We start from the raw sequence: 22,935 nt of genomic DNA on the forward strand, positions 1-22,935 counted from the left end.
CACATCGGCCCACCGGCGGGTGCATGATCCGGCCATGCATCCACAGCAGTCGCCCTCCCAGGCCTACCTCGCCTCCGTGGCCGCCCGTCTCGCCGCCGACGAATGCCGTACCTGGTGGGAGGAGTGGGCCGGGGTGCCCGTGCTCGTCGGGCGCCGGGCCGACTTCCGGTGGAGCTGGATGGGGACGAAGCTGCATCTGTTCACGGTCGCGGCGGCCGTCCAGGAGATAACCATCCCGACCATCGAGACCTTCACCGACCAGGTGCTGACGTACGCGAAGAAGACCAAGGGCGGTCTGCCGGTCGGCCTCCAGAACGGTGTCGCCGCGTTCCCGGTGCTGGTCAGCGACCGGGTGGACCCGGCGGCCGTGCGCTGGGCGGAGGCCCAGCAGCGCAACAAGTGGGCGTGCATGGCCCGGCCCGTGGTGGTCGACAGCGTCCAGCAGTACGTGGGCTCGTACCGGGGCACCCCGGCCATCGGCCTCGTCTACTCCTCGTACTTCGAGGACAAGGCCCGACGGTACTTCTACGGCTGACGGGCTCCCGAACGGCGGCCGGGCGGCGACTGCTCGGCGAACCGGGCGGTGGCCGATCGGTTCTGGGACCCAGCGGTGGCCGAACGGTCCTGGGACCCGGCGGTGGCCGAACGGTCCTGGAACCGGCCAGTGGCCGAACGGTCCTGGGACCGGCTGTGGATCAGCCACCGCTCGTCCACCGGATCCGTCCGGAACCGGCGTGCCACCGAGGACGCGACCAGCACCCACGCGCCGAGCACCAGCGTGAAGAAGGCCCAGGACAGAGGCCATACGGCCGCGTCCGGTGGCTCGGTGGGCGCGTGGAAGGACACGTACATCAGCGCGGACGGCGGCACGGCGACCAGGAGCAACGGCCAGGCCAGGGCGTCCCGGTGGCCGAAGTAGGCCGCGAGGACCAGCAGGACGAGGGCGAGGACGACGACCCCCGTGACGGTCACGGGGGTCGTCTCCGTGAGGGAGCCCTCCAGTTCGGGGCGGTCGCGCAGGTCCCAGGGGAGACACAGGCGGTACGTGGCCGCGGCGAGCGCGGCGCCGAGCAGGCGGGTCAGCCAGCGTTCCGGCCAGGGGCGCGTGCGCAGGGGGCGGAGCAGCTTCTCGGTCATGCGTACGAGGGTTCCCGTACGCGTGCCGAGCCGACAGAGTACGGATACTCAGTCCGCCCTACTCATGTCTCATCAGAACCCCGCGCCGACAACGGCTCCGCGATGTCCTCCAGCGACCGCCGCTCCGCGCGCACCGCGAGGAGCGCCGCCACCAGCCCCGCCGCGCACATCAGGCCCGCGCCGATCTGGAAGGCGAGGACGGTGTCGGAGACGACACCGGACTTCGTCAGCTCGGCGAAGATCAGCGGCCCGCTGATACCGCCGGCGGCCGTACCGATGGCGTAGAAGAAGGCGATGGCCATGGCCCTGGTCTCCATGGGGAAGACCTCGGAGACGGTGAGGTAGGCGCTGCTCGCCCCGGCCGAGGCGAAGAACAGCACCACGCACCAACAGACCGTCAGGGTCACCTCGTCGAGCGAACCCCGGTCGAACAGCCAGGCCGTGCCGAAGAGCAGCAGACCGGAGAGCAGATACGTCCCCGAGATCATGATCCGGCGGCCGACCGTGTCGAACAGCTTGCCGAGCAGCAGCGGGCCGAGGAAGTTGCCGGCGGCGATGAAGGCGAAGTAGTAGCCGGTGTCGGAGGTCGGGACGTCGTAGAACGTGGTGAGGATCGCGCCGAAACCGAAGGTGATCGCGTTGTAGAGGAACGCCTGGCCGATGAAGAGGGAGAAGCCCAGGACGGCACGGCGGCGGTAGCGGGAGAAGACCGTACGGGCGATCAGACCGAAGCCGACGCCGCCGCGCTGATGGATCGTCATCTCCCGGTCGGCCGACGGCAGCGGGCGGCCCTTCTCCTCCGCGACTTGCTCCTCCACCTCCGCCACCAGCCGTTCGGCCTCCTGTTCCCGGCCGTGGATCAGCAGCCAGCGGGGGCTCTCGGGGACGTTCCGGCGCACCAGCAGGATCACCAGGCCCAGCACCACGCCGAGGGCGAAGGTCAGCCGCCAGCCGACGTTCGCCGGGAAGAGGTCGGTGTTCAGGGCGACGATCGACAGCAGCGAGCCGCCGATCGCGCCGAGCCAGAAGCTGCCGTTGATGACGATGTCGACGCGGCCCCGGTACTTGGACGGGATCAGCTCGTCGATCGCGGAGTTGATGGCCGCGTACTCGCCGCCGATGCCGAAGCCGGTGAGGAAGCGGAAGACGAAGAACCACCAGGAGGAGAAGGAGACGGCCGTCAGCGCGGTCGCCACCAGATAGACCGCCAGCGTCACCATGAACAGCTTCTTGCGCCCGAACCGGTCGGTCATATGGCCGAAGAAGAGGGCGCCCGCACAGGCGCCCGCCACATACAGGGCAGCCGCTATGCCCGTGACCTGCGCGGACGTGATGGGCAGTCCGCTGCCCTCCTCGGAGAGCCGACCCGCGATGTTGCCGACGACGGTCACTTCCAGACCGTCGAGGATCCACACGGTGCCGAGTCCGATCACGATCGTCCAGTGCCAGCGCGACCAGGGCAGACGGTCCAGGCGCGCCGGCACGGCGGTGGTGATCACACCCGGTGACTTCGGGGCTGTGACGGACATGGGTTCGGGCTCCCTCCACATCGAGCGAACTCGCCCCGAGTGCCCTGCCGAACAGCGGTTACGCCCCCAACGCCCGCGACACCGTGTAGATGAGGAGCCCGGCCAGCGAACCCACGACCGTGCCGTTGATCCGGATGAACTGCAGGTCACGGCCGATGTTGGCCTCGATCTTCCTCGTGGTGTGCTCGGCGTCCCAGCTCGCGACGGTCTCGGTGATGAGGGAGGTGATCTCGGCGCGGTAGGTGGTGACGACGTGCACGGCCGCGCCCTCGACCCACTTGTCCACCTTGGCCTGCGCGCTCGGCTCGGTGGCCATCCGGGTCCCCAGCGACAGCAGGGACGCGCGGACCCGCAGCCGCAGTTCACTGCGCTCGTCCTCGGCTGCGGCCACGATCATCGACCGTACGGCCGTCCAGGCGGAGGCGATCAGGTCCTGGACCTCGCCCCGGCCCAGCACCTCGCCCTTCAGCCGCTCCACCCGCGCCCGGGTGTCCGTGTCGGACTGGAGGTCGGTGGCGAAGTCGGTGAGGAAGCGGTCGAGGGCGCCGCGCGCCGGGTGCGTGGGCGAGTCGCGCATCTCGGTGGCGAAGCGGAGCAGTTCCTTGTAGACGCGCTCGCCGACCTTGCGGTCCACGAAGCGCGGGGTCCAGCCGGGGGCGCCGCCCTCGACGGCGTCCATGACCTGCGTGTCGTGCAGCACCAGCCAGTCGTGGGCGCGGGTGCAGATCAGGTCGACGACCCGCCGGTGTCCGCCGTCCGTGACGACCTTCTCCAGCATCTTGCCGATACCGGGCGCGATCTCCTGCGCGTTCGCCCGCCGGGTGATCGCCTCCCCGACCACCGCCTGCACGTCCGAGTCGCGCAGCACGGTCAGCGCGCCCCGCAGCGCGGTCGCCAGTTCGGCCGTCACCCGGTCGGCGTGCTCCGGCTCGGCGAGCCACGCGCCGAGCCGGCTGCCGATGCCGACGGCCCGCAGCCGCTGCCGTACGACGTCCTGGGAGAGGAAGTTCTCACCGACGAACTCACCCAGCGAAACACCCAGTTGATCCTTCTTGGTGGGGATGATCGCGGTGTGCGGGATGGGCAGTCCGAGCGGATGCCGGAACAACGCGGTCACCGCGAACCAGTCGGCCAGCGCGCCCACCATGCCCGCCTCGGCCGCCGCCGCGACATAGCCCGCCCAGGCACCCGCACCCTCGTGCGAGGCCCACTTGGCCAGCACGTAGACCAGCGCCACGAAGAGCAGCAGCCCGGCCGCGATGAGTTTCATCTGCCGGACGCCGCGCTGCTTCTCCTCGTCGGCGGCGCTGAAAGTGGTCATGGTGCGGTGCGAGGCGCGCGCCCCGGCGCCCACCGCCGCCTCGGGCTGCGCTTCTTCCGCTTTCGTACGGTCCATTCACTCCACCCGTTCCCTGTCCCCCGTACACATTGTCCCGTTCCTCATCTCTTCACCGCTTGGTGAACGTGACCTACTCCATGACGTACTCCCGGAACGGAACAGGAGTTCCCCGCGTCTGTCCGGGCGGGGGAACCGATGGGGGTTCTCGCAAGCAACCCCCATCCCATGACGCATCATGGGGTGATCACATCGGAGCCTCGGGGCTCCACAGCCCGAGGAGTAACACACCGCATGACCAAGCAGCACGGTTATGCACTTCTGGCGGCCATGGCCGCCCTGATCGTGGCCGTCTCGGCCGCGATATACGTCGGCGTCGGCATCGACGACGGCACCCCGCGGCAGGAGACCTTCGCCCGCGCGCCCCACAACAGCGCCGCCCCCGCCTCCACAGGCGTCTGGGTCGGCGCCTGGGCCGCCTCGCCGAACGGGTCGGAGCCGGGCACCGAGCGGGACGGCCTCGCCGGCCGCTCGGTGCGCAACGTGGTGCACACGACCGCCGCCGGTACGAGTGCCCGCGTCACCCTGTCCAACCTCTACGGCCAGCAGCCGCTGACCATCACTCACGCCTCGCTCGCCGTCGCCGCTTCGACCGACACCCCGGCCGCGGCGGCCGAGACCATGCGCCGCCTCACCTTCGCCGGCAACCCGACGGTCGTCATCGCGCCGGGTCGGCAGGTGGTGAGCGACGCCGTACGGGTGCCGATCCCGCACGACAGCGACGTACTGATCACCACCTACTCCCCGACCCCCTCCGGCCCGGTGACCTACCACACGCACGCGCGGCAGATCTCCTACACCGCCGAGGGCGACCAGGTCGCGGACGTCACCGGTACGCCGTACACCACACAGTCACTCCACTGGCGGTACGTCACCGCCCTGGACGTGCTGAGCAACGAGTCCGAGGGCACGGTCGTGGTCCTGGGCGACTCCCTCACCGACGGCGTCTCCTCCACCGTCGGCGAGAACCGGCGCTGGACGGACGTCCTCTCCGGGCGCCTCCGCGCGGCCGCCGGCTCCTCCGACACGCCCCGCTACAGCGTCGTCAACGAGGGCATCAGCGGCAACCGCGTCCTGACCGACGGCAACGGACGGCCCGCCGAGAACCCCAGCGGCCTCTCCCGCTTCCAACGCGACGTACTGGGCCGAACGGGTGTCAAGGCCGTCGTCATCGACCTCGGCGTCAACGACATCCTCAGGAACCCGGGCCGCGCCGACCCCGAGGCCATCACCGAAGGTCTGCGCCGGCTCGTCGACCAGGCCCACGCCCGGGGCCTGCGTGTCGTCGGCGCCACGCTCATGCCGTTCCACGGCCACCGCGGCTACTCCGACCAGCGCGAGTCCGTCCGCCAGGCCATCAACGCCATCATCCGCTCGGGCAACGTCTTCGACTCCTACGTCGACTTCGACAAGGCCCTGCGCGACCCCTACGACCCCCGCGGCCTCCGCCCCGACTACGACTCCGGCGACCATCTGCACCCCAGCGACAAGGGCTACGCCCGCATGGCGGAGGTCTTCGACCTGGAGAAGCTGAAGGGGTCGGCACCGGCGAGGCTGTGACGCTCACTCCGGTTCAGGGGAGCGGCCCGTAAGGGACGCGGGGAACTGCGCGAGCCACCACAGCGCACCCGCACCCGGCACTACACGGTCTACCGCTCCCCATCCCTACGCCGCTCTCTCTCCCTGTCCCGCTCACGCCGCATCCCATGCACCTGATCACGACGGGAGGCATGCAACTCGCGCCGGGCTTCACGGCGCTCCAACCGCTCCTGCCGCCGCGCCTCCTTCAGCCGCTGCCGCTCGGCCTTGGGCACCTTCCGCTCCACCCCGACCCCGCCCCAGAAGGCGAACCCGGTGAGAACCACCCGCGGGGCGCCCGGCTCCCCCGGCACCCCCTCCTCGCTGTGGTCGAACCCGCCCATGACCCCGATGCCCCGGACCACGACCTCGACCCCGGGCGGCACGATCACATTGATCCCGCCCATGATCGCCACACAGTTGATGGTGACCTCTCGCTGCGCGAAGTACGCGTCCCGCAGGTCCAGTTCCCCGCCGCCCCAGAACGCGAAGCAGTCGAACCGCTCGGGAACGGTCCACCGCCCCTTGCGCTCGAACCCGGACATGATCGCCACGCCCCAGGTGGAACTGCCGACGCCGCCGACGATCCGCTCCGGCCAACTCTCGTCCACCGCAGGCCCCTTGACCAACGACACGGACGGCTGCGGCACGACGGCCGGCGGTGCCACGGCCCCCGCACCGGGCAGGTCCCGGGTGATCGGCGCCAACTCGCCGTACGTCCGGGCCTTGTACGTCGCGTCCAGCCGCTCCTCGAACTCCTCCATGTCGAGCCGCCCCTCAGCGAGCGCGTCCCGCAGCTGCTCGGAGACTCGTTCACGATCGGCGTCGGAGGCACGAAGATCCGCGGCGGCCGGAAGATCCGGCGTGTCGTCCGTCATACGAATCAGCCTACGAGGAACCCCGTCCGGGGTGCTACGACACGGCGGGCCCCGGCTCTCCCACCTGTTCCCCCGTGCGTCCCGCCACCCGCTCCGCCTGCTGCGCGTACATCTGGGCGATCACGGCCTCGATGTCCGGCTCCCGCACGGAGAGGTCCACCAGCGGATACGCGGACGCGATCCGCGCCACCAGCGGGGCCGCCGACTCCGACGCCGGGAACGCCAGCCACTGCCGGGGCCCCTCCACCCGTACGACCCGGGCGGGCGCGGCCTCGATCGGCGGCAGCTCCCGCTCCAGGTCCACCACGAGCGTCCGCTCGCTCTCACCCACCTCGTGCAGCCCGGCCAGCGGGCCGTCGTACATCAGACGCCCGTGGTCGATGACCATCACCCGGCGGCACAACTGCTCGATGTCCTGGAGGTCGTGCGTGGTGAGCAGCACGGTCGTGCCCCGCTCGGTGTTGAGGTCCTTGAGGAACTCGCGGACCTTGGCCTTGCTGATGACGTCGAGCCCGATCGTCGGCTCGTCCAGGTACAGCACCTCCGGGTCGTGCAGCAGAGCCGCCGCGATGTCCCCGCGCATCCGCTGCCCGAGCGACAGCTGCCGTACGGGCACATCCAACAGGGCCGCCAGATCGAGGAGTTCGACGCAGCGGTCGAGGTTCTCGCGGTAACGGGCGTCCGGGATGCGGTACATACGGTGCATCAGCGCGTACGAGTCGATGAGCGGCAGGTCCCACCAGAGGGTCGTCCGCTGGCCGAAGACCACCCCGATCCGCCGGGCCAGCCGCGTCCGTTCCCGGGAGGGGTCGATGCCGGCGACCCGCAGCCGGCCCCCGCTCGGTGTCAGGATCCCCGTCAACATCTTGATGGTGGTCGACTTCCCGGCACCGTTCGGCCCGATGTAGCCGACCATCTCGCCGCGCGCCACCGTGAACGAGATCGAGTCGACCGCCCGCACCTCACGCCGCTCCCGGCGCAGGAACCCGGTCTTCCTGCGGACGTCGAAGACCTTCTCGACATGGTCGAGTTCGATGAACGCGCTGTCTGCCACGCTTAGCTCCCTGTACTCCGATACGAACGCAGCCCCGCCCGCCAGGCCCACCCCGCCAGCGCACAGCACGCCACCCCGACCAGCGGGGGCGCGAAGGCCAGCCAGGTCGGCAGGTCGAGGGGGTAGGGGCGGCCCAGGACGTACAGTCCGGGCACCCAGTTGACGAAGGCGAGCGGCAGGACGAAGGTCACCCCGCGCACCAGGTCCTTGGCGAAGAGGGCCGGCGGGTACTGCAGGAGGGTCGCGCCGCCGTACGTGAAGGCGTTCTGCACCTCGGAGGCGTCCTGCGCGACGAACTGGAAGGCCGCGCCCCCGACGAACACCGCGGCGAAGATCAGCCCGCCGCCGCACACCATCAGCGGGATCATCAGCACCTTGAGCGGGGTCCAGGCGATGTCGAGCGTGACCAGGGCGTAGACGAGGACGAACAGCCCCTGGGTGATCCGGCCGAGGCGGCGCAGCGCGAACTTGTCGGCGGCGACCTGGGCGAGCACCGGCACGGGGCGTACGAGGAGGGTGTCCAGCGTGCCGTCGCGGACCCGGCGCCCGAGCCGGTCCATCGAGCCGATCATCAGATCCGCGAGGCCGAAGGCGACGGCGGAGGTGCCGTAGAGGAGAGCGATCTCGGACAGGCCGTAACCGCCCAACTCGTCGACCTGGGAGAACATCAGCAGGATCGCGACGAAGTCGAACGAGGTCGCCGCGAAGTTCCCGAAGGTCGTCATGGCGAAGGAGGCGCGGTAGGCCATCGTGGAGCGGATCCACATGGCGGCGATCATCCGATAGGCGCGCAGCCCGTCCCGTAGGCGGCTGCTCACGCCGTACTCGCCGAAGGGGTGCTGCTCCCCCGCCGTTTCGCCGGCCGCCCCACCGGCCGTCCGTCCGGCTCTCGTGACCTGCGGCACTTCGTCGAGGTCAGCCACCCTGGACCACCACCTTCCGGGTGGCCGCCGACTGGATCAGTCGTCCGACCGCGAGCAGGACCGCGGCCCAGGCGAGCTGGAAGGCGTACGTCCCCAGGGGGTCGGCCTCGCCCAGCAGGACGTCCGCCGGGGCCTGGAGCAGCGCGGACCAGGGCAGGACGCGGGCGAGGTCGCCGAGCGCGCCGGGGAAGACGCTCAGCGGGAGGAGCATCCCGGAGAAGAAGACTCCGGTGAGCCAGGTGATCTGCATCGCTCCGGCGCCGTCGAGGAGCCAGAAGGCCCACAGCGCGACGATGTAACGGATCGCGAAGCTGACGAGCGCGCCGAAGGCGACCGCGACGAGACAGGCGATCCACGGCAGCGGGCCGGAGGGCAGTGCCAGGTCGAAGAAGAGGGCACCGCACACCATGGGCACGACACCGCGTCCCAGCAGCTGGAACAGGGCGCGGCCCATGTCCGCGGCGAGCCACCACAGCTGGAGGTCGACGGGCCGGTACAGGTCGACCGCGATGTCCCCCGTCCGGATCCGCTCGATCAACTCCTCCTCGAAGCCGACGCTTCCCAGCACCATGACCGCGAACATGGCCTGGCCGACCCATACATAGGTGAGGGCCTGCGCCTGGTCGTAGCCGCCGAGACCGGGCTTCTCGTGCCAGAGGGCCAGGTACGTGTATGCGAGGATGAAGCCGAAGACGGTGTTGGTGAACACCCCCGCGGCGGTGGCCACCCGATATGTCGCGTACCGCCTGAAACCACCGGCGGCGACGGCGGCGTACAACCGCCCTGTGCCCACGAGGAAACCTCCATCCGCTGCGAAGAGTTAGGCGAAAGGCCGAGGCCTGGACCGATTCGGGCCGAAGCGAAGAAGCCTAGTCCGCGGCCGGAGTGGCCTGCCACGCGTTTTCGGGGCGGACCGCGGGGCGGACGGTGGCGCTCATGGGGCGCGCGGGGCACGTGCCGTGATCCGGGAACGGATCGCACGGTGCGAGAGTCTTCACTCAGGGGCACAGAACCGGCCCGGAGTGGGCGCAAAGCGTACGAGTCCGTACGGAAATGAACGTACGACGCGGAAACAGGAGCACGGCAGCACGATGAGCGACGAGCCGCAGCCGAAGCGGAACGGCCCGGGCTGGGCACCGAGAGACCCGGAGCCACGCACTCCGGGCACACCTCCGGGGCCCGGCGCCAACGCCGCCAGGAAAACGCCCACCGGCAACCCCGGCCCGGCCTCCGGCAAGGGAGCCGCGTCCGACGGGCAGCCGAACGGAAGGCCTCCGGCGTCCGGCACGCGTCCGGGCACGCATTCGGGCACGGCTTCCGGCGACGACGGACGGCCCGGCACGGGTTCCGGCGGACAGCCCGGCCCGGCGTCCGGCCGAGAGTCCGGCGCGGGTTCCGGGGGACGGCCCGGCGCGGCTTCCGGCGCGGGTTCGGGCGGACGGCCCGGAGCGGCGTCCGGCGCGCGGCAGGACAGCCCCGGCCCGGCCTCCCGCGACCGCGCGGCGGCAGCGCCCGGCGCCCGCCCCGGAGCACCCTCCGACGGCAACCCCGCCCCGGCTCCCGGCGCGCGTTCCGGTACGGCTTCCGGCACGGCTTCCGGTGGCGGTGGGAGGCCCGACACGGCCTCCCCCGGCAAGCCCGGCCCCGCGTCCGACGCACGGCCGGACGGACGCCCCGGAGCGGCCTCCGGCGGCGGTCGGCCTCAAGCGACACCGAGCGGCACGCCCGGTGGGCAGTCCGGTGCCGAGCCCGGCTCCACTCCTCCCGGCTCGGCACCCGGCGGAAAGTCCGCTGCGGCGGCCGGCCGGCCCCCGCGGGCCGAGTCGGCGACGCCCGCCGACCGCAAGTCCGCCCGGACTCAGGACGGTCGGACCGGCGGCGCGCGCGGCGGTGACGCCGCCGGAGTCCGTGACGCCGGGCACGACGGCGCAACAGCCGGGGTGCCGGACGCCAGGGCGGCGAGGGCCGCCCGCGCGGCCCGGGCCGCCAAGGCCGCCGGGATCACCGGGTCCGCCGGTGCGCAGGGCGGCGACCCGGCCGGTCCCCGCGACGGCAACACCACCGCGGCCTCCGTCACCAAGGCCACCGGCCCCCACACCCCCCGTACGCCGGGCGCGGCCGACGACACCCCCACCACCACCCTGGGGATCACACCGGCCCGGAAGCCGGCCCCCGCGCCCGCCCGGCCCGCCGCCGACACGCCCACCCAGGCACTCGGCGTCATCCCCGCCGAGAAGGCCGCCCCCAGGACCGCCCCCGCGACTGTCGGCGCGACCGCGGCCGCGCCCGCCGCCGTGCCCGACATCACCCCGGCCCCCGCCGGCGGCGGCAAGGGCAAGAAGCCCAAGCGGCCCAAGCGCACCGGCTTCAAGCGGCTGATCCCCACCTGGCGCATGGTGCTCGGCGCCTTCGTGGTCGGCGTCATGCTGATCGTCGGCGCGTTCGTGCTGGGCTACAACCTGGTCCACATCCCCAAGCCGCAGGACGCCGCGACCAAGCAGTCCAACGTCTACCTGTACGCGGACGGCACCCAGATCGCCCGCGACGGCGAGGTCAACCGCGAGAACGTCCCCCTGTCGAAGGTCTCCAAGGCGGCCCAGCACGCCGTCCTGGCCGCCGAGGACCGCGACTTCTACTCCGAGCCGGCCATCGACCTCAAGGCGATGGTCCGCGCGGCGTGGAACACCGCGACCGGCAAGGGCAAGCAGTCCGGCTCGACCATCACCCAGCAGTACGTGAAGAACTACTACCTGGCGCAGGACCAGACCGTCACCCGCAAGGTGAAGGAGTTCTTCATCGCGATCAAGCTGGACCGCGAGGTCACCAAGGACGAGATCCTGGAGGGCTACCTCAACACCAGCTTCTTCGGCCGCAACGCCTACGGCATCCAGGCCGCCGCCCAGGCCTACTACGGCGTGGACGCCGACGAACTCACCGCCGAGCAGGGCGCCTACCTCGCCGCCCTGGTCAACGCGCCGAGCATGTACGACGTCGTCGCCCACCCCGAGAACAAGGACGCGGCGGTCGCCCGCTGGAACTACGTCCTCGACGGCATGGTCAAGGAGGGCTGGCTCAAGCAGTCCGAGCGGACCGGCGCCAAGTTCCCGATGCCGAAGCAGGCCACCACGTCGACCGCCTTCTCCGGCCAGCGCGGCTACCTCGTCGAGGCCATCAAGTCGTACCTCTACGACCACAAGATCATCGACGAGGAGGCGCTGGAGAACGGCGGTGGCTACCGCATCACCACCACCATCCAGCCCAAGATGCAGGACGCCTTCATCAAGGCCGTCGACGACCAGCTGATGGACAAGCTCGACAAGAAGAACCGCAAGGTCGACAACTACGTCCGCGCCGGCGGCGTCTCCATCGACCCGAAGACCGGCAAGGTCATCGCGATGTACGGCGGCATCGACTACACCAAGCAGTACGTCAACAACGCGACCCGCCGCGACTTCCAGGTCGGCTCCACCTTCAAGCCGTTCGTGTTCACCTCCGCCGTGGAGAACGCCTCCAACACCCAGAGCGGCCAGGCGATCACCCCCAACACCGTCTACGACGGCACCAACAAGCGCCCCGTGGTGGGCTGGCCCGGCCCGGTGTACGACCCCGAGAACGAGGACTACGTCAACTACGGCAACATCTCCGTCCGCCAGGCCACCCAGAGCTCCGTGAACTCGGTGTACGCGCAGATGGCCGTGGACGTCGGCCCCGAGAAGGTCGAGAAGACCGCGATCGACCTCGGCCTGCCCAAGAACACCCCGGACATGAACCCGTACCCGTCCATCGCCCTGGGCACCGCCACCGCGAGCGTCCTCGACATGACGGAGGCGTACGCCACGCTGGCCAACCACGGCAAGCACGGCACGTACACCATGATCGAGAAGATCAGCAAGGACGGCGCGGTGATCAAGCTCCCGACCACGGAGTCCACGCAGGCCGTCAGCCGCAAGGCCGCCGACACCACCACCTCGATCCTGCAGAGCGTCGTGCAGAGCGGCACCGCCACCGCCGCGCAAGCCTCCGGCCACCCGGTCGCCGGCAAGACCGGCACCGCCGAGGAGGACAAGGCGGCCTGGTTCGCGGGCTACACCCCCGACCTCGCCACCGTCGTCTCCGTGATGGGCCAGGACCCCAAGACAGGTGCCCACAAGCCGCTCTACGGCGCGATGGGCCTGCCCCGCATCAACGGCGGTGGGGCGCCCACCGAGATCTGGGCGCAGTTCACCAAGGCCGCCCTGAAGGGCAAGAAGGTCAAGGAGTTCGACCTCGACCTCCAGGTCGGCGCGGACGTCGTGATCACCCCGCCCAGCACCCCGGCCGACGAGCCGGGCGCCACCGGCGAGGAGGAGACCGGCGACCCCACGGGCGACCAGGAGACCAGCGACCCGACGGACGGCGGCACCGACGACGGGACCGCCACCGGCGGCACACCCACGACCGACGGCGGCACCACCTCCACGGGCGGCACGGCGACGGACGGGGGCAGCACCTCCACCGGCGGGCCGACGACGGACGGCGGAGCCACCTCCAACGGCGGCGCGACGGCGGACGGAGGCACGACGGACGGCGGAGCCACGGCCGACGGAGGCACGACGGACGGCGGAGCGACCTCAGGGGGCGATACCTCGGTGGGGCCGTTCGGGTAGCCGCGGCTGCTCAGTGACCGGAGGTGGCCTTCAACCCCACCACGGCCACGAGCAGCAGACAGACGAAGAAGATCCGGGCGGCGGTGGCCGGCTCCCCCAGCCACACCATGCCGAACACCGCCGCCCCGGCCGCGCCGATGCCCACCCACACGCCGTACGCGGTGCCGATGGGCAGCGTGCGGGCGGCGTGGGACAGCAGCACCATGCTGGCGACGATGCCGGCGCCGGTCAGCACACTGGGCAACGGCCGGGTGAATCCGTCGGTGTACTTCATCCCGATCGACCAGCCGACTTCGAGCAGTCCGGCGACGACGAGCAGAACCCAGGCCACGACGAGCACCTCCGCGAGAGATCAACAGACCAACAGGTGCGTCGTCTTTTCCTTCTCGCCTGTCCCGGTACGGCGCGTCTCGTCGGGTCCTTCACCATAGCAAGCAGACAGCGTGAGGGGCTGGTGACCATGGTCACCAGCCCCTCACGCCTAGGAAAGCAATGCGCCTGAGGAAAACTCCTCAGAGATACAGGCCCGTGGAGTCCTCCGACCCCTCGAACCGGTCCGCGGCCACGGCATGCAGATCGCGCTCCCGCATCAGGACGTACGCCACGCCCCGCACCTCGACCTCGGCGCGGTCCTCGGGGTCGTAGAGGACCCGGTCACCGGGCTCCACGGTCCGGACGTTCTGCCCGACCGCGACGACCTCGGCCCAGGCGAGGCGCCGGCCGACGGCCGCCGTCGCGGGGATCAGGATGCCGCCACCGGAACGCCGCTCGCCCTCGGCCGTGTCCTGCCGCACGAGCACACGGTCGTGCAGCATCCGAATGGGCAACTTGTCGTGCTGGGTCTTCTCGCTCACACTCCGAACCTACCTGTCCCCGTCAGAGCCGACGACGCCGCGTGCCGAGGGCGAGGAGCCCGACCACGGCGACGACCACGAGGGCGACGGGCACGATGCGCTCGACCCGGGGCGCGCCGTCGTCGTCGACGAACTGGCCCCGGACGTCGCTGACGACACGATTGACCGAGACGTACGCCGCGCCGAGGGTGTGGTCGATGTTGGAGACGACCTTGGCCCTGGCGTCGCCCACGATGGTCTTGGGGTGTACCCGGACGCCGATCTCGTCGAGCGTCTCGGCGAGGTTGTCGCGGCGGCGCTTGATGTCCGCCTCGATCTCGGCCGGTGTCCTGATGTCCGAGCTCTCCGCCACCGCGGGGCCTCCCGTAGTCGGTTGTCCCTGAATCCCTTGGTTCCACACAGTCTGTCAGCTCCACCCGGCGCGGCACCGCCAGGGCCCGCCATTACGCTGGACCGATGAGCGAGCGACTCCAGCCCGGCGACGTGGCCCCCGCCTTCACCCTCCCGGACGCCGACGGCAACGAGGTGTCCCTGTCCGCCCACAAGGGCCGCAAGGTCATCGTCTACTTCTACCCGGCCGCCCTGACCCCCGGCTGCACCAAGCAGGCCTGTGACTTCACCGACAACCTGGAGCTCCTCGCGGACGCCGGGTACGACGTCATCGGCATCTCCCCCGACAAGCCCGAGAAACTCGCCAAGTTCCGCGAGAAGGAGTCCCTGAAGGTCACCCTTCTCGGCGACCCCGACAAGACGGTGCTGGACGCCTACGGCGCCTTCGGGGAGAAGAAGAACTACGGCAAGACCTACATGGGCGTCATCCGCTCCACGATCGTCGTGGACGAGGAGGGCAAGGTCGAACACGCCTTGTACAACGTCCGCGCGACGGGCCACGTAGCCAAGATCATCAAGGATCTGGGCATCTGAGGCCCGCTTGATCGTCTGAGAACGGCTCGTACCGAAGTGATCCGGTACGAGCCGTTCCGCATTTCGGGCGTGACTGTCCGATCGGCAGTTCGTTACTCCATACGAGCCACGAACTGATGGCCGGAAGGGAGGGGAACCGATGGGAACCAGTGCGTACCCGAAGGAGCGGCTGGAGGAGGCGGCCCTGGGGGCGCGAACGCTGTCGGAGGCGTTGGGAAGACTGGGGGTGGATTCGAAGAGTTCGACGCGGCGGTACCTCTTCGAGCGGATGAAGAGACTAGGGGTGGATGTCTCGCACTTCGAGCGGGAGGGCGTGAAGTGGACACAGGAGATCCTTCAAGAGGCCGTTGCGGCGTCGACGAACATGTGCGAAGTCCTTCGGCGTCTCGGGCTTGAGGTCGTCGGTGGACACCACACGCACATCAGTCGCCGGATCAAGGCGTACGGCATCGACACCTCGCACTTCCAGGTGCCGAACCAGCGGGGCAAGGCATGGCGTCCCCGAACGCCAGAAGGCCTGCTCGTCGAGCAGCGGACCGGCGAGGCTCGACGCATCCCGAGCGATCGGCTCAAGTGGGCGATGACGACCACGGGCGTACCGGAGCGATGCGCCATGTGCGGTACGGACGCGGTGTGGCGAGAGCGCCCGCTTCCCCTGGAGGTCGACCACATCAACGGCAACTGGCGCGACAACCGTATCGAGAACCTGCGGCTCCTGTGCCCCAACTGCCACTCGACGACGGACAGTTACCGGGGGCGCGGCAAAGGGCGCACTTCATGAGCAGCGGCGTGCAGTACACACGGGAGCGGCTGGAACAAGCAGCAGCGCAGTGCTCCGACATCGAGGAAGTCATCGCCTTCTTCGGCACCCGGCCATACGGCCAACTGCGCCGCCATCTCTTGCGGCGCTTCGATCACTTCGGGATCGACGTGTCGCACATGCCCCGTCAGAGGCGAGCGAGGGCAGCGCCGGCCAGACCAGCCGCCGACGAGCTGCGCCGAGCGGTCGAGGGAGCAACCTCCCTTGCGGATGCGCTCCGCACGCTGGGGATGGAGCCCTACAACAGCAGGCTGCGCGCCCAGTTCCGCTGCTGGGTGATCGAGGACGGTCTCCACACTTCCCACTTCCTGGGGCAGGCCCACCAACGAGGTCGGCCGGGCACCACACCTCTCAGGCACGCCGGAGACATCCTGGTCCGGCACGACGGCACCCGTCGGACGAGAACGCACCTGCTCCGTAGAGCGCTCTTGGAAGTGGGCGAACCCGAGGAGTGCGCCGAGTGCGGAATCGGACCCACGTGGCTCGGCAAGCCCATGACGCTGGAGGTCGATCACATCAACGGGGACTGGAGCGACGACCGGCGCGAGAACCTGCGGCTGCTGTGCCCCAACTGCCATGCGGTCACCAGCACCTGGTGCCGAGGCGGACAACGACGCTCTGCCCAGCGTACGCGGCCATACCGGTAGCATGGCGGGCGTACGCGGCCGTGGCGGAATTGGCCTACGCGCAACACTTAGGATGTTGTGGGAGAAATCCCTTGAGGGTTCGAGTCCCTCCGGCCGCACGCCATTGATTCGAAGGCCCGCCTCCACCAGGCGGGCCTTCGTCATCAGCCCAACAGCTCCCGCAGCACCGGCACCAACCCCCGGAACGCCTTCCCCCGATGGCTGATCGCGTTCTTCTCCTCCGCCGTCAGCTCCGCACACGTCCGGGTCTCGCCCTCCGGCTGGAGGATCGGGTCGTAGCCGAAGCCGTTCGTGCCCACCGGCGCATGCCGCAGCGCGCCCCGCAGCTGTCCCTCGACCACCCGCTCCGTACCGTCCGGCAGCGCGAGGGCCGCCGCACACGCGAAGTGGGCGCCCCGGTGTTCGTCGGCGATGTCGCCGAGCTGGGCCAGGAGCAGCTCCAGGTTGGCCTTGTCGTCGCCGTGGCGGCCCGCCCAGCGGGCGGAGAAGATGCCCGGGGCGCCGCCCAGGACGTCGACGCAGAGGCCGGAGTCGTCGGCGATGGCGGGGAAGCCGGTGGCGCGGGCGAGGGCGTGGGCCTTCAGCAGGGCGTTCTCGGCGAAGGTGACGCCGGTCTCCTTGACGTCGGGGACGTCCGGGTAGGCGTCCGCGCCGACGAGGTCGTGGCTCAGGCCGGCGTCGGCGAGGATGGCCTTCAGCTCGGTGAGCTTGCCGGCGTTGCGGGTGGCGAGGATCAGGCGGGTCATGCCCACCAGTATCGCGATCCCCGCCGCCCGGGTCGCTCGGGTTACGAGGTGCAGACCTTCGTCAGTTCGCCCGCGGCGTCGGTGATGCCGCTGATGTCGGGCGTGGTGTCGCCGTTCTCCACGGCGGTGCGGGTGTCGGTGACGGCCTTCTGGAGCGAGTCGACGGCCTTGTTGACGTCGGCGTTGTCGGTCTTGTCGCCGATCTCGTCGAGGTTCTTGTCGATGGAGGTGAGGGACTCCTCCAGCTGTGTGGGGTCGTCCGCCGCGGTCTGCACGGCCTGCTGGAGGTCGTTCACGCTCTGGGCGATGGCATCGGCGGTCTGGACGCAGTCCAGGGCCTTGTTCACGGCGTCGCAGCCGGTGGTGAGTCCGGCTGTCAGGGCGACGGCCGCTACGGCTCCGGCTATGGCGGTCGTACGACGTCGTCGGCTCGCGGCCATGGAACGGTCCTCCTGTTGGATGCAGGCCTGACGGCCCCGGGGTACGGCAACTGCCGATGTGGCCGGGTGCACGGTGGTGTGCCGTGCACCCGTATGTGCAAGGACGCGGGCGGGGCCGCGGTGGTTGCCACCGGCGGGCCGTCGCTCTTGGTGCATCCTTTACCTTTCGAGGACGGTATCAAGCGCCTTGCGCTGCAGGAGCGCCAGCTCCGTGCAACCGGAAACGGCGAGGTCCAGCAGGGAGTTGAGCTCCTCGCGGGCGAACGGCTCGGCCTCGGCGGTGCCCTGGACCTCGACGAAGCGGCCGTCGCCGGTGCAGACGACGTTCATGTCGGTGTCGGCCTTCACATCCTCCTCGTAGCGCAGGTCGAGGAGGGGGACTCCGCCGACGATGCCGACGGAGACCGCCGAGACGGTTCCGGTGAGGGGCTGCCGGTTGGCCTTGATCAGCTTCTTGCCCTGGGCCCAGGAGACGGCGTCGGCCAGGGCGACGTACGCGCCGGTGATGGCTGCCGTACGGGTGCCGCCGTCGGCCTGGAGGACGTCGCAGTCGAGGACGATGGTGTTCTCGCCGAGCGCCTTGTAGTCGATGACGGCGCGCAGGGAACGGCCGATGAGGCGGGAGATCTCGTGGGTGCGGCCGCCGATCTTGCCGCGTACGGACTCGCGGTCGCCGCGGGTGTTGGTGGCGCGGGGGAGCATGGAGTACTCGGCGGTGACCCAGCCCTCGCCGCTGCCCTTGCGCCAGCGCGGGACGCCTTCGGTGACGGAGGCGGTGCAGAAGACCTTCGTGTCGCCGAAGGAGATGAGGACGGAGCCCTCGGCGTGCTTGCTCCACCCGCGTTCGATGGTGACCAGGCGGAGCTGTTCGGGCGTGCGGCCGTCGATTCGAGACATGCCGCTGAGCTTAGGGGGTGTCGCAGGACACCCCCTCACCGCGTTCGGGGCCTCGGGGCCCAGGGGCGCTACATCATGTCCTCGATCTCCGCGGCGATGGGGTCGGCGTCGGTGCCGATGACGACCTGGATCGCGGTGCCCATCCTGACGACGCCGTGGGCGCCGGCGGCCTTGAGGGCGGCCTCGTCGACGAGGGAGGCGTCATGGACCTCGGTACGCAGCCGGGTGATGCAGCCCTCGACCTCGTCGATGTTGTCCAGGCCGCCGAGCCCGGCGACGATCTTCTCAGCCTTGGTGGCCATGGCGCTTCTCCCTGATGACCGTGTGGAGCGTTCCGAATCGTTCGCGACTGGTCTACACCACGCGGGGGTCACCCGCCAAGCGGGGGAGTTCGCCGGGCGGGAACGGGGGGCGAAGGCCCGGTGACATCACGAAGGCATAAAACGGGAATCGCGGGTTCCTTGGCCGACCCCTCGCGTGCTACAACAGGTCTACACCACTGAATGGTGTAGACCTCTCCCGTGCTGCCCTCCCCCACACTCCCGTCCCTGGGTGGCGCCCTGCCTGATGGAGGAAGTTGTGACCACGGCCAGCGCCGCTCCCGCGGCCGCAGACAACAAGGGCCCCGGCTGGGGCTCCCGCACCATGGCTGTGCTGCAGCGTATCGGCCGCAGCCTGATGCTGCCGGTCGCCGTTCTGCCGGCCGCCGCCCTGCTCGTCCGGCTCGGCAACGCGGACATGCTCGGCCGCGAGTCGTTCCCCGAGTTCATCACCAAGTTCGCGAGCTTCATGGCGGCCGGCGGCGGTGCCATCCTCGACAACATGCCGCTGTTGTTCGCGGTCGGCATCGCGATCGGCTTCGCGAAGAAGTCGGACGGCTCGACCGCCCTCGCCGCGGTCGTCGGCTACCTCGTCTTCCAGAAGGTCCTCGGCACCTTCACCGACTCGAACCTCCCGCAGGTGGCCACGGCCGTCGACGGCAAGGTCGTGATGGTGGACGCGAGTGTCAACGCCGGCGTCCTCGGCGGTGTGGTGATGGGTCTGGTCGTCGCCCTGCTCTACCAGCGCTTCCACCGCACCAAGCTGCCCGACTGGGCCGGCTTCTTCGGCGGCCGCCGCCTGGTGCCCATCCTGGCCGCCTTCGCGGGCCTGTTCATCGGCATCGTCTTCGGTTACATCTGGCCGGTCCTCGGCGCGGGTCTGCACAACTTCGGCGAGTGGCTGGTCGGTTCCGGCGCGGTCGGCGCGGGCATCTTCGGCATCGCCAACCGCGCGCTGATCCCGGTCGGCATGCACCACCTGCTCAACTCCTTCCCGTGGCTGCAGGCCGGTTCGTACGAGGGCAAGAGCGGTGACATCGCGCGCTTCCTGGCCGGCGACCCGACCGCCGGACAGTTCATGACCGGATTCTTCCCGATCATGATGTTCGGCCTGCCGGCCGTCTGCCTCGCGATCTACCACACGGCCCGCCCCGAGCGCCGCGCGGTGGTCGGCGGCATGATGTTCTCCCTCGCGCTGACCTCGTTCATCACCGGTGTCACCGAGCCGATCGAGTTCACGTTCATGTTCATCGCCCCGGTCCTGTACGCCATCCACGCCGTTCTCACCGGTGTCTCCATGGCCCTGACCTGGGCACTCGGCATGAAGGACGGCTTCGGCTTCTCCGCCGGCGCGATCGACTTCGCCCTCAACCTGGGCATCGCCACCAAGCCCTGGGGACTGCTCCTGGTGGGTCTGTGCTTCGGCGTCCTCTACTACGTGATCTTCCGGTTCGCCATCGTCCGCTTCAACCTGCCGACCCCCGGCCGCGAGTCGGACGAGGAACTGGCGGAGCTGCAGAAGGCGGAGGCCAAGTAGCCGCCACGGCTCCCCGAACACACGGAAGGCCCCCGGAGTCCGCTCCGGGGGCCTTCCTCGTACGTCGTGCTCGAATCGCGTACGCCGTCTCCGTTCGCGTACGCCGTCTCGGGTCGCGTACGTCGTGCTCGGATCGTGTACGGCGCTCAGATCTCGTACGACACCCTGGGCACCGCCAGCTCCACCGGGCCGTCGTACACCGCGCGGGCGTCGACGAGGTTGACCTGGGGGTCCGTCCACGGGGGGACGTGGGTGAGGACGAGACGGCGGGCGCCTGCCCGGGCGGCCGTCTCACCGGCCTCGCGGCCGTTGAGGTGGAGGTCCGGGATGTTCTCCTTGCCGTGCGTGAAGGCGGCCTCGCACAGGAACAGGTCGGCGTCGCGGGCCAGTTCGTCCAGGGTGGAGGTGACGCCGGTGTCCCCGGAGTACGTCAGGACCCGGCCGCCGTGTTCGATCCGGATGCCGTAGGCCTCGACGGGGTGGGCGACCCGTTCCGTGTGGACGGTGAACGGGCCGATCTCGAACGTGCTCGGCTTGACCGTGTGGAAGTCGAAGACCTCGCTCATGGAGGAGGCGGACGGGGTGTCCGCGTAGGCCGTGGTCAGGCGCTGCTCGGTGCCCTCCGGTCCGTAGACCGGGATGGGGTCGCAGCGGCCGCCGTCGTGCCGGTAGTACCGTGCGACGAAGTACGCGCACATGTCGATGCAGTGGTCGGCGTGCAGATGGCTGAGGAAGATCGCGTCGAGGTCGTAGAGACCGCAGTGGCGCTGCAGCTCGCCCAGGGCACCGTTGCCCATGTCGAGGAGCAGCCGGAAGCCGTCGGCCTCTACGAGGTAGCTCGAGCAGGCCGATTCCGCGGAAGGGAACGACCCCGAGCAGCCGACGACGGTGAGCTTCATGAGAGCTGGAACCTCCGCGCTGGCGTGAAGTCGTGACAGTCGTGTCAGTCGTGACGTGCAGACGGGTTGCGAATTGCAGTTGGCGGGGTTGCGAAGGACGGACATGGGTGCAGCACGAGTGGTGCGGTCCGTTGAGCGTAAGGCGCAAAAGGGTGGGTCGCTCCTCCGCCAGGGGCCGTTGTGGGCGAACTCACCTGTGCTGTCACCGGTTCGGCTGGTGGTGGGGGCGTCGGAGCGCGCGCGAGCCGGGGTGATGGGGTGCGGGAGGGCGTGGGGGCGTGCGGGTGGGTGCGTTGTCGGGTGCGGGTGCGTGAGGGTTGGTCGCGCAGTTCCCCGCGCCCTGAAAAGCAGGGGCTGCGCCCCGTGCTCTTCAGGCCCGCGGGGCCTTCAGGGGCGCGGGGAACTGCGCGAGAAGCCCCACGCGCCCGCAGCCGACGACACGGCCGGCAGGCGCTACGCCCAGAGCTGGCCCTGCAGCGTCTCGATGGCCTCTTCCGTCGTCGCGGCCGTGTAGACGCCCGTCGAGAGGTACTTCCAGCCGCCGTCGGCGACGACGAAGACGATGTCGGCCGGCTCGCCGGACTTCACGGCCTTGTTGCCGACGCCGATCGCGGCGTGCAGCGCGGCCCCCGTGGAGACGCCCGCGAAGATGCCCTCCTGCTGCAGCAGCTCCCGCGTACGCGTCACCGCGTCGGCCGAGCCGACGGAGAAGCGGGTGGTGAGGACGGACGCGTCGTACAGCTCCGGCACGAAGCCCTCGTCGAGGTTGCGCAGGCCGTAGACGAGGTCGTCGTAGCGCGGCTCGGCCGCGACGATCTTGACGTCCGGCTTCTGCTCGCGGAGGTAGCGACCCACGCCCATCAGGGTGCCGGTGGTGCCGAGACCGGCGACGAAGTGCGTGATGGAGGGGAGGTCCGCGAGGATCTCCGGGCCCGTCGTCGCGTAGTGGGCACCCGCGTTGTCCGGGTTGCCGTACTGGTAGAGCATCACCCAGTCGGGGTGCTCGGCGGAGAGCTCCTTGGCGACGCGTACGGCCGTGTTGGAGCCGCCGGCGGCCGGGGACGGGATGATCTCCGCGCCCCACATGGCGAGCAGCTCACGCCGCTCCTGGGAGGTGTTCTCGGGCATGACGCAGACCATGCGGTAGCCCTTGAGCTTGGCCGCCATGGCGAGGGAGATGCCCGTGTTGCCCGAGGTGGGCTCCAGGATCGTGCAGCCGGGGGTCAGCCGGCCGTCCTTCTCCGCCTGTTCGATCATGTGCAGGGCGGGCCGGTCCTTGACCGAACCCGTGGGGTTGCGGTCCTCCAGCTTCGCCCAGATCCGGACGTCGGCGGACGGCGACAGCCGCGGCAGGCGCACCAGAGGGGTGTTGCCCACCGCGGCCAGCGGGGAGTCGTAACGCATGGGTGATCAGGCCATGCCGCCGGCCACGGCCGGCAGGATCGTCACGTTGTCGCCGTCGGACAGCTTGGTGTTGATGCCCTCCAGGAAGCGGACGTCCTCGTCGTTCAGGTAGACGTTGACGAAGCGGCGCAGTTCACCGCCGTCCACGATGCGCGCGTGGATGCCCGTGTGACGGCTCTCCAGGTCGGTGAACAGCTCGGCGAGGGTGGCACCGGCCCCCTCCACCGCCTTCTGACCGTCGGTGTACTGGCGGAGGATGGTGGGGATGCGGACCTCGATGGCCATGGTGTGCGGCTCCTGTCGGGA

At 70.1% G+C, this 22,935-nt stretch carries 23 protein-coding genes, 1 tRNA gene, 1 pseudogene and 1 riboswitch; of the genes and pseudogenes, 8 read left to right on the forward strand and 17 right to left on the reverse strand.

The window, feature by feature from the left end:
* Nucleotides 1-34 precede the first annotated feature (34 nt).
* Nucleotides 35-535: a hypothetical protein gene (locus tag RM704_RS36345; RefSeq protein WP_033531156.1), complete on the forward strand. Its 501-nt coding sequence runs from the start codon at nucleotides 35-37 to the stop codon at nucleotides 533-535.
* A 122-nt stretch (nucleotides 536-657) separates the two neighbouring features.
* On the opposite strand, the pseudogene RM704_RS36350 reads toward RM704_RS36345, so the two are convergent.
* From RM704_RS36350 to RM704_RS36360, 3 genes and pseudogenes are all read right to left on the reverse strand, one after another.
* Nucleotides 658-1,137, reverse strand: a pseudogene (locus tag RM704_RS36350) (hypothetical protein); the annotation flags it as partial.
* A 62-nt stretch (nucleotides 1,138-1,199) separates the two neighbouring features.
* Entirely contained in the window at nucleotides 1,200-2,666 is a 1,467-nt protein-coding gene (locus RM704_RS36355; protein WP_033531155.1) for an MFS transporter, read from the reverse strand.
* A gap of 58 nt (nucleotides 2,667-2,724) precedes the next feature.
* Nucleotides 2,725-4,062, reverse strand: a complete 1,338-nt coding sequence (locus tag RM704_RS36360) for a DUF445 domain-containing protein (RefSeq protein WP_033531154.1) — start codon at nucleotides 4,060-4,062, stop codon at nucleotides 2,725-2,727.
* A 234-nt stretch (nucleotides 4,063-4,296) separates the two neighbouring features.
* On the opposite strand from RM704_RS36360, the gene RM704_RS36365 reads away from it, so the two are divergent.
* On the forward strand, nucleotides 4,297-5,622 hold the full coding sequence (locus tag RM704_RS36365) for an SGNH/GDSL hydrolase family protein (RefSeq protein WP_033531153.1): 1,326 nt from the start codon (nucleotides 4,297-4,299) through the stop codon (nucleotides 5,620-5,622).
* 89 nt (nucleotides 5,623-5,711) lie between these two features.
* Here the strand turns inward: RM704_RS36365 and RM704_RS36370 are convergent, their stop codons facing one another.
* Genes RM704_RS36370 through RM704_RS36385 form a run of 4 tightly spaced genes read right to left on the reverse strand, consistent with a single transcriptional unit; the run spans nucleotide 5,712 to nucleotide 9,288 of the window.
* Nucleotides 5,712-6,518, reverse strand: a complete 807-nt coding sequence (locus RM704_RS36370) for a DUF1707 SHOCT-like domain-containing protein (protein ID WP_033531152.1) — start codon at nucleotides 6,516-6,518, stop codon at nucleotides 5,712-5,714.
* Between the two features lie 34 nt (nucleotides 6,519-6,552).
* Complete coding sequence (locus RM704_RS36375) at nucleotides 6,553-7,572, reverse strand: ABC transporter ATP-binding protein (RefSeq protein ID WP_033531151.1); 1,020 nt, start codon at nucleotides 7,570-7,572, stop codon at nucleotides 6,553-6,555.
* A 2-nt stretch (nucleotides 7,573-7,574) separates the two neighbouring features.
* On the reverse strand, nucleotides 7,575-8,495 hold the full coding sequence (locus tag RM704_RS36380; RefSeq protein ID WP_033531150.1) for an ABC transporter permease: 921 nt from the start codon (nucleotides 8,493-8,495) through the stop codon (nucleotides 7,575-7,577).
* Nucleotides 8,488-9,288 carry an ABC transporter permease gene (locus tag RM704_RS36385; protein WP_033531149.1) on the reverse strand — a complete coding sequence of 267 codons (801 nt, stop codon included), beginning with the start codon at nucleotides 9,286-9,288 and terminating at the stop codon, nucleotides 8,488-8,490. The genes RM704_RS36380 and RM704_RS36385 overlap by 8 nt, the downstream gene beginning before the upstream one ends.
* A 298-nt stretch (nucleotides 9,289-9,586) precedes the next feature.
* Here RM704_RS36385 and RM704_RS36390 point away from each other — a divergent pair, with 298 nt between their 5' ends.
* Nucleotides 9,587-13,141, forward strand: a complete 3,555-nt coding sequence (locus RM704_RS36390; protein ID WP_311592159.1) for a transglycosylase domain-containing protein — start codon at nucleotides 9,587-9,589, stop codon at nucleotides 13,139-13,141.
* Nucleotides 13,142-13,151: 10 nt separating this feature from the next.
* On the opposite strand, the gene RM704_RS36395 is transcribed toward RM704_RS36390, so the two are convergent.
* The 3 genes from RM704_RS36395 to RM704_RS36405 all read right to left on the reverse strand — a co-directional run bounded on the left by RM704_RS36395 (nucleotide 13,152) and on the right by RM704_RS36405 (nucleotide 14,347).
* Complete coding sequence (locus tag RM704_RS36395; RefSeq protein ID WP_033525046.1) at nucleotides 13,152-13,472, reverse strand: DMT family transporter; 321 nt, start codon at nucleotides 13,470-13,472, stop codon at nucleotides 13,152-13,154.
* A 35-nt stretch (nucleotides 13,473-13,507) separates the two neighbouring features.
* Nucleotides 13,508-13,581: riboswitch (guanidine-III (ykkC-III) riboswitch) on the reverse strand.
* Nucleotides 13,582-13,653: 72 nt separating this feature from the next.
* Nucleotides 13,654-13,995: a GroES family chaperonin gene (locus RM704_RS36400; protein WP_033525031.1), complete on the reverse strand. Its 342-nt coding sequence runs from the start codon at nucleotides 13,993-13,995 to the stop codon at nucleotides 13,654-13,656.
* Nucleotides 13,996-14,017: 22 nt separating this feature from the next.
* On the reverse strand, nucleotides 14,018-14,347 hold the full coding sequence (locus tag RM704_RS36405; RefSeq protein WP_033525030.1) for a DUF3618 domain-containing protein: 330 nt from the start codon (nucleotides 14,345-14,347) through the stop codon (nucleotides 14,018-14,020).
* Between the two features lie 104 nt (nucleotides 14,348-14,451).
* Here RM704_RS36405 and bcp point away from each other — a divergent pair, with 104 nt between their 5' ends.
* The 4 genes from bcp to RM704_RS36425 all read left to right on the forward strand — a co-directional run bounded on the left by bcp (nucleotide 14,452) and on the right by RM704_RS36425 (nucleotide 16,484).
* On the forward strand, nucleotides 14,452-14,919 hold the full coding sequence (bcp, locus tag RM704_RS36410) for a thioredoxin-dependent thiol peroxidase (RefSeq protein WP_033525029.1): 468 nt from the start codon (nucleotides 14,452-14,454) through the stop codon (nucleotides 14,917-14,919).
* 139 nt (nucleotides 14,920-15,058) lie between these two features.
* Nucleotides 15,059-15,700, forward strand: coding sequence for an HNH endonuclease signature motif containing protein (locus RM704_RS36415; RefSeq protein WP_033525028.1), 642 nt, complete (start codon nucleotides 15,059-15,061; stop codon nucleotides 15,698-15,700).
* Nucleotides 15,697-16,386, forward strand: a complete 690-nt coding sequence (locus RM704_RS36420) for an HNH endonuclease signature motif containing protein (protein WP_033525027.1) — start codon at nucleotides 15,697-15,699, stop codon at nucleotides 16,384-16,386. Before RM704_RS36415 ends, RM704_RS36420 begins: the two co-directional genes overlap by 4 nt.
* A gap of 14 nt (nucleotides 16,387-16,400) precedes the next feature.
* Nucleotides 16,401-16,484 (forward strand) — tRNA-Leu (locus RM704_RS36425).
* Nucleotides 16,485-16,529: 45 nt separating this feature from the next.
* Here the strand turns inward: RM704_RS36425 and rdgB are convergent.
* The 4 genes from rdgB to RM704_RS36445 all read right to left on the reverse strand — a co-directional run bounded on the left by rdgB (nucleotide 16,530) and on the right by RM704_RS36445 (nucleotide 18,771).
* Nucleotides 16,530-17,132 (reverse strand): RdgB/HAM1 family non-canonical purine NTP pyrophosphatase, encoded by a 603-nt coding sequence (rdgB, locus tag RM704_RS36430; protein ID WP_033525045.1) that lies wholly within the window; start codon nucleotides 17,130-17,132, stop codon nucleotides 16,530-16,532.
* Between the two features lie 41 nt (nucleotides 17,133-17,173).
* Complete coding sequence (locus RM704_RS36435) at nucleotides 17,174-17,572, reverse strand: hypothetical protein (RefSeq protein ID WP_033525026.1); 399 nt, start codon at nucleotides 17,570-17,572, stop codon at nucleotides 17,174-17,176.
* 159 nt (nucleotides 17,573-17,731) lie between these two features.
* The gene (gene rph, locus RM704_RS36440) at nucleotides 17,732-18,469 is read right to left on the reverse strand and encodes a ribonuclease PH (RefSeq protein ID WP_033525025.1); all 738 of its coding nucleotides are present in this window, start codon (nucleotides 18,467-18,469) and stop codon (nucleotides 17,732-17,734) included.
* 68 nt (nucleotides 18,470-18,537) lie between these two features.
* Nucleotides 18,538-18,771, reverse strand: coding sequence for a PTS sugar transporter subunit IIB (locus RM704_RS36445; protein ID WP_033525024.1), 234 nt, complete (start codon nucleotides 18,769-18,771; stop codon nucleotides 18,538-18,540).
* 277 nt (nucleotides 18,772-19,048) lie between these two features.
* Here RM704_RS36445 and RM704_RS36450 point away from each other — a divergent pair, with 277 nt between their 5' ends.
* Nucleotides 19,049-20,326 carry a PTS transporter subunit EIIC gene (locus RM704_RS36450; RefSeq protein WP_033525023.1) on the forward strand — a complete coding sequence of 426 codons (1,278 nt, stop codon included), beginning with the start codon at nucleotides 19,049-19,051 and terminating at the stop codon, nucleotides 20,324-20,326.
* Nucleotides 20,327-20,472: 146 nt separating this feature from the next.
* Here the strand turns inward: RM704_RS36450 and RM704_RS36455 are convergent, their stop codons facing one another.
* From RM704_RS36455 to RM704_RS36465, 3 genes are all read right to left on the reverse strand, one after another.
* Nucleotides 20,473-21,225: an MBL fold metallo-hydrolase gene (locus tag RM704_RS36455; RefSeq protein ID WP_033525022.1), complete on the reverse strand. Its 753-nt coding sequence runs from the start codon at nucleotides 21,223-21,225 to the stop codon at nucleotides 20,473-20,475.
* A 453-nt stretch (nucleotides 21,226-21,678) separates the two neighbouring features.
* Nucleotides 21,679-22,629 carry a PLP-dependent cysteine synthase family protein gene (locus tag RM704_RS36460; protein WP_033525021.1) on the reverse strand — a complete coding sequence of 317 codons (951 nt, stop codon included), beginning with the start codon at nucleotides 22,627-22,629 and terminating at the stop codon, nucleotides 21,679-21,681.
* Between the two features lie 6 nt (nucleotides 22,630-22,635).
* Nucleotides 22,636-22,914, reverse strand: a complete 279-nt coding sequence (locus tag RM704_RS36465; protein ID WP_013003250.1) for a MoaD/ThiS family protein — start codon at nucleotides 22,912-22,914, stop codon at nucleotides 22,636-22,638.
* Between the last annotated feature and the right edge of the window lie 21 nt (nucleotides 22,915-22,935).

Source organism: Streptomyces gottesmaniae, assembly GCF_031845845.1.
GTDB classification, from domain to species: Bacteria; Actinomycetota; Actinomycetes; order Streptomycetales; family Streptomycetaceae; genus Streptomyces; species Streptomyces akebiae.

Bases quoted from the DNA above. Each gene is read 5' to 3' on its own strand.
- RM704_RS36415 (WP_033525028.1), top strand. From the start codon at position 15,059: ATGGGAACCAGTGCGTACCCGAAGGAGCGGCTGGAGGAGGCGGCCCTG.
- RM704_RS36345 (WP_033531156.1), top strand. From the start codon at position 35: ATGCATCCACAGCAGTCGCCCTCCCAGGCCTACCTCGCCTCCGTGGCC.
- RM704_RS36445 (WP_033525024.1), bottom strand. From the start codon at position 18,771: ATGGCCACCAAGGCTGAGAAGATCGTCGCCGGGCTCGGCGGCCTGGAC.
- RM704_RS36460 (WP_033525021.1), bottom strand. From the start codon at position 22,629: ATGCGTTACGACTCCCCGCTGGCCGCGGTGGGCAACACCCCTCTGGTG.
- RM704_RS36370 (WP_033531152.1), bottom strand. From the start codon at position 6,518: ATGACGGACGACACGCCGGATCTTCCGGCCGCCGCGGATCTTCGTGCC.
- RM704_RS36435 (WP_033525026.1), bottom strand. From the start codon at position 17,572: ATGGCCGCGAGCCGACGACGTCGTACGACCGCCATAGCCGGAGCCGTA.
- rdgB (WP_033525045.1), bottom strand. From the start codon at position 17,132: ATGACCCGCCTGATCCTCGCCACCCGCAACGCCGGCAAGCTCACCGAG.
- bcp (WP_033525029.1), top strand. From the start codon at position 14,452: ATGAGCGAGCGACTCCAGCCCGGCGACGTGGCCCCCGCCTTCACCCTC.
- RM704_RS36360 (WP_033531154.1), bottom strand. From the start codon at position 4,062: ATGGACCGTACGAAAGCGGAAGAAGCGCAGCCCGAGGCGGCGGTGGGC.
- RM704_RS36355 (WP_033531155.1), bottom strand. From the start codon at position 2,666: ATGTCCGTCACAGCCCCGAAGTCACCGGGTGTGATCACCACCGCCGTG.
- RM704_RS36455 (WP_033525022.1), bottom strand. From the start codon at position 21,225: ATGAAGCTCACCGTCGTCGGCTGCTCGGGGTCGTTCCCTTCCGCGGAA.
- RM704_RS36420 (WP_033525027.1), top strand. From the start codon at position 15,697: ATGAGCAGCGGCGTGCAGTACACACGGGAGCGGCTGGAACAAGCAGCA.
- RM704_RS36365 (WP_033531153.1), top strand. From the start codon at position 4,297: ATGACCAAGCAGCACGGTTATGCACTTCTGGCGGCCATGGCCGCCCTG.
- RM704_RS36390 (WP_311592159.1), top strand. From the start codon at position 9,587: ATGAGCGACGAGCCGCAGCCGAAGCGGAACGGCCCGGGCTGGGCACCG.
- rph (WP_033525025.1), bottom strand. From the start codon at position 18,469: ATGTCTCGAATCGACGGCCGCACGCCCGAACAGCTCCGCCTGGTCACC.
- RM704_RS36465 (WP_013003250.1), bottom strand. From the start codon at position 22,914: ATGGCCATCGAGGTCCGCATCCCCACCATCCTCCGCCAGTACACCGAC.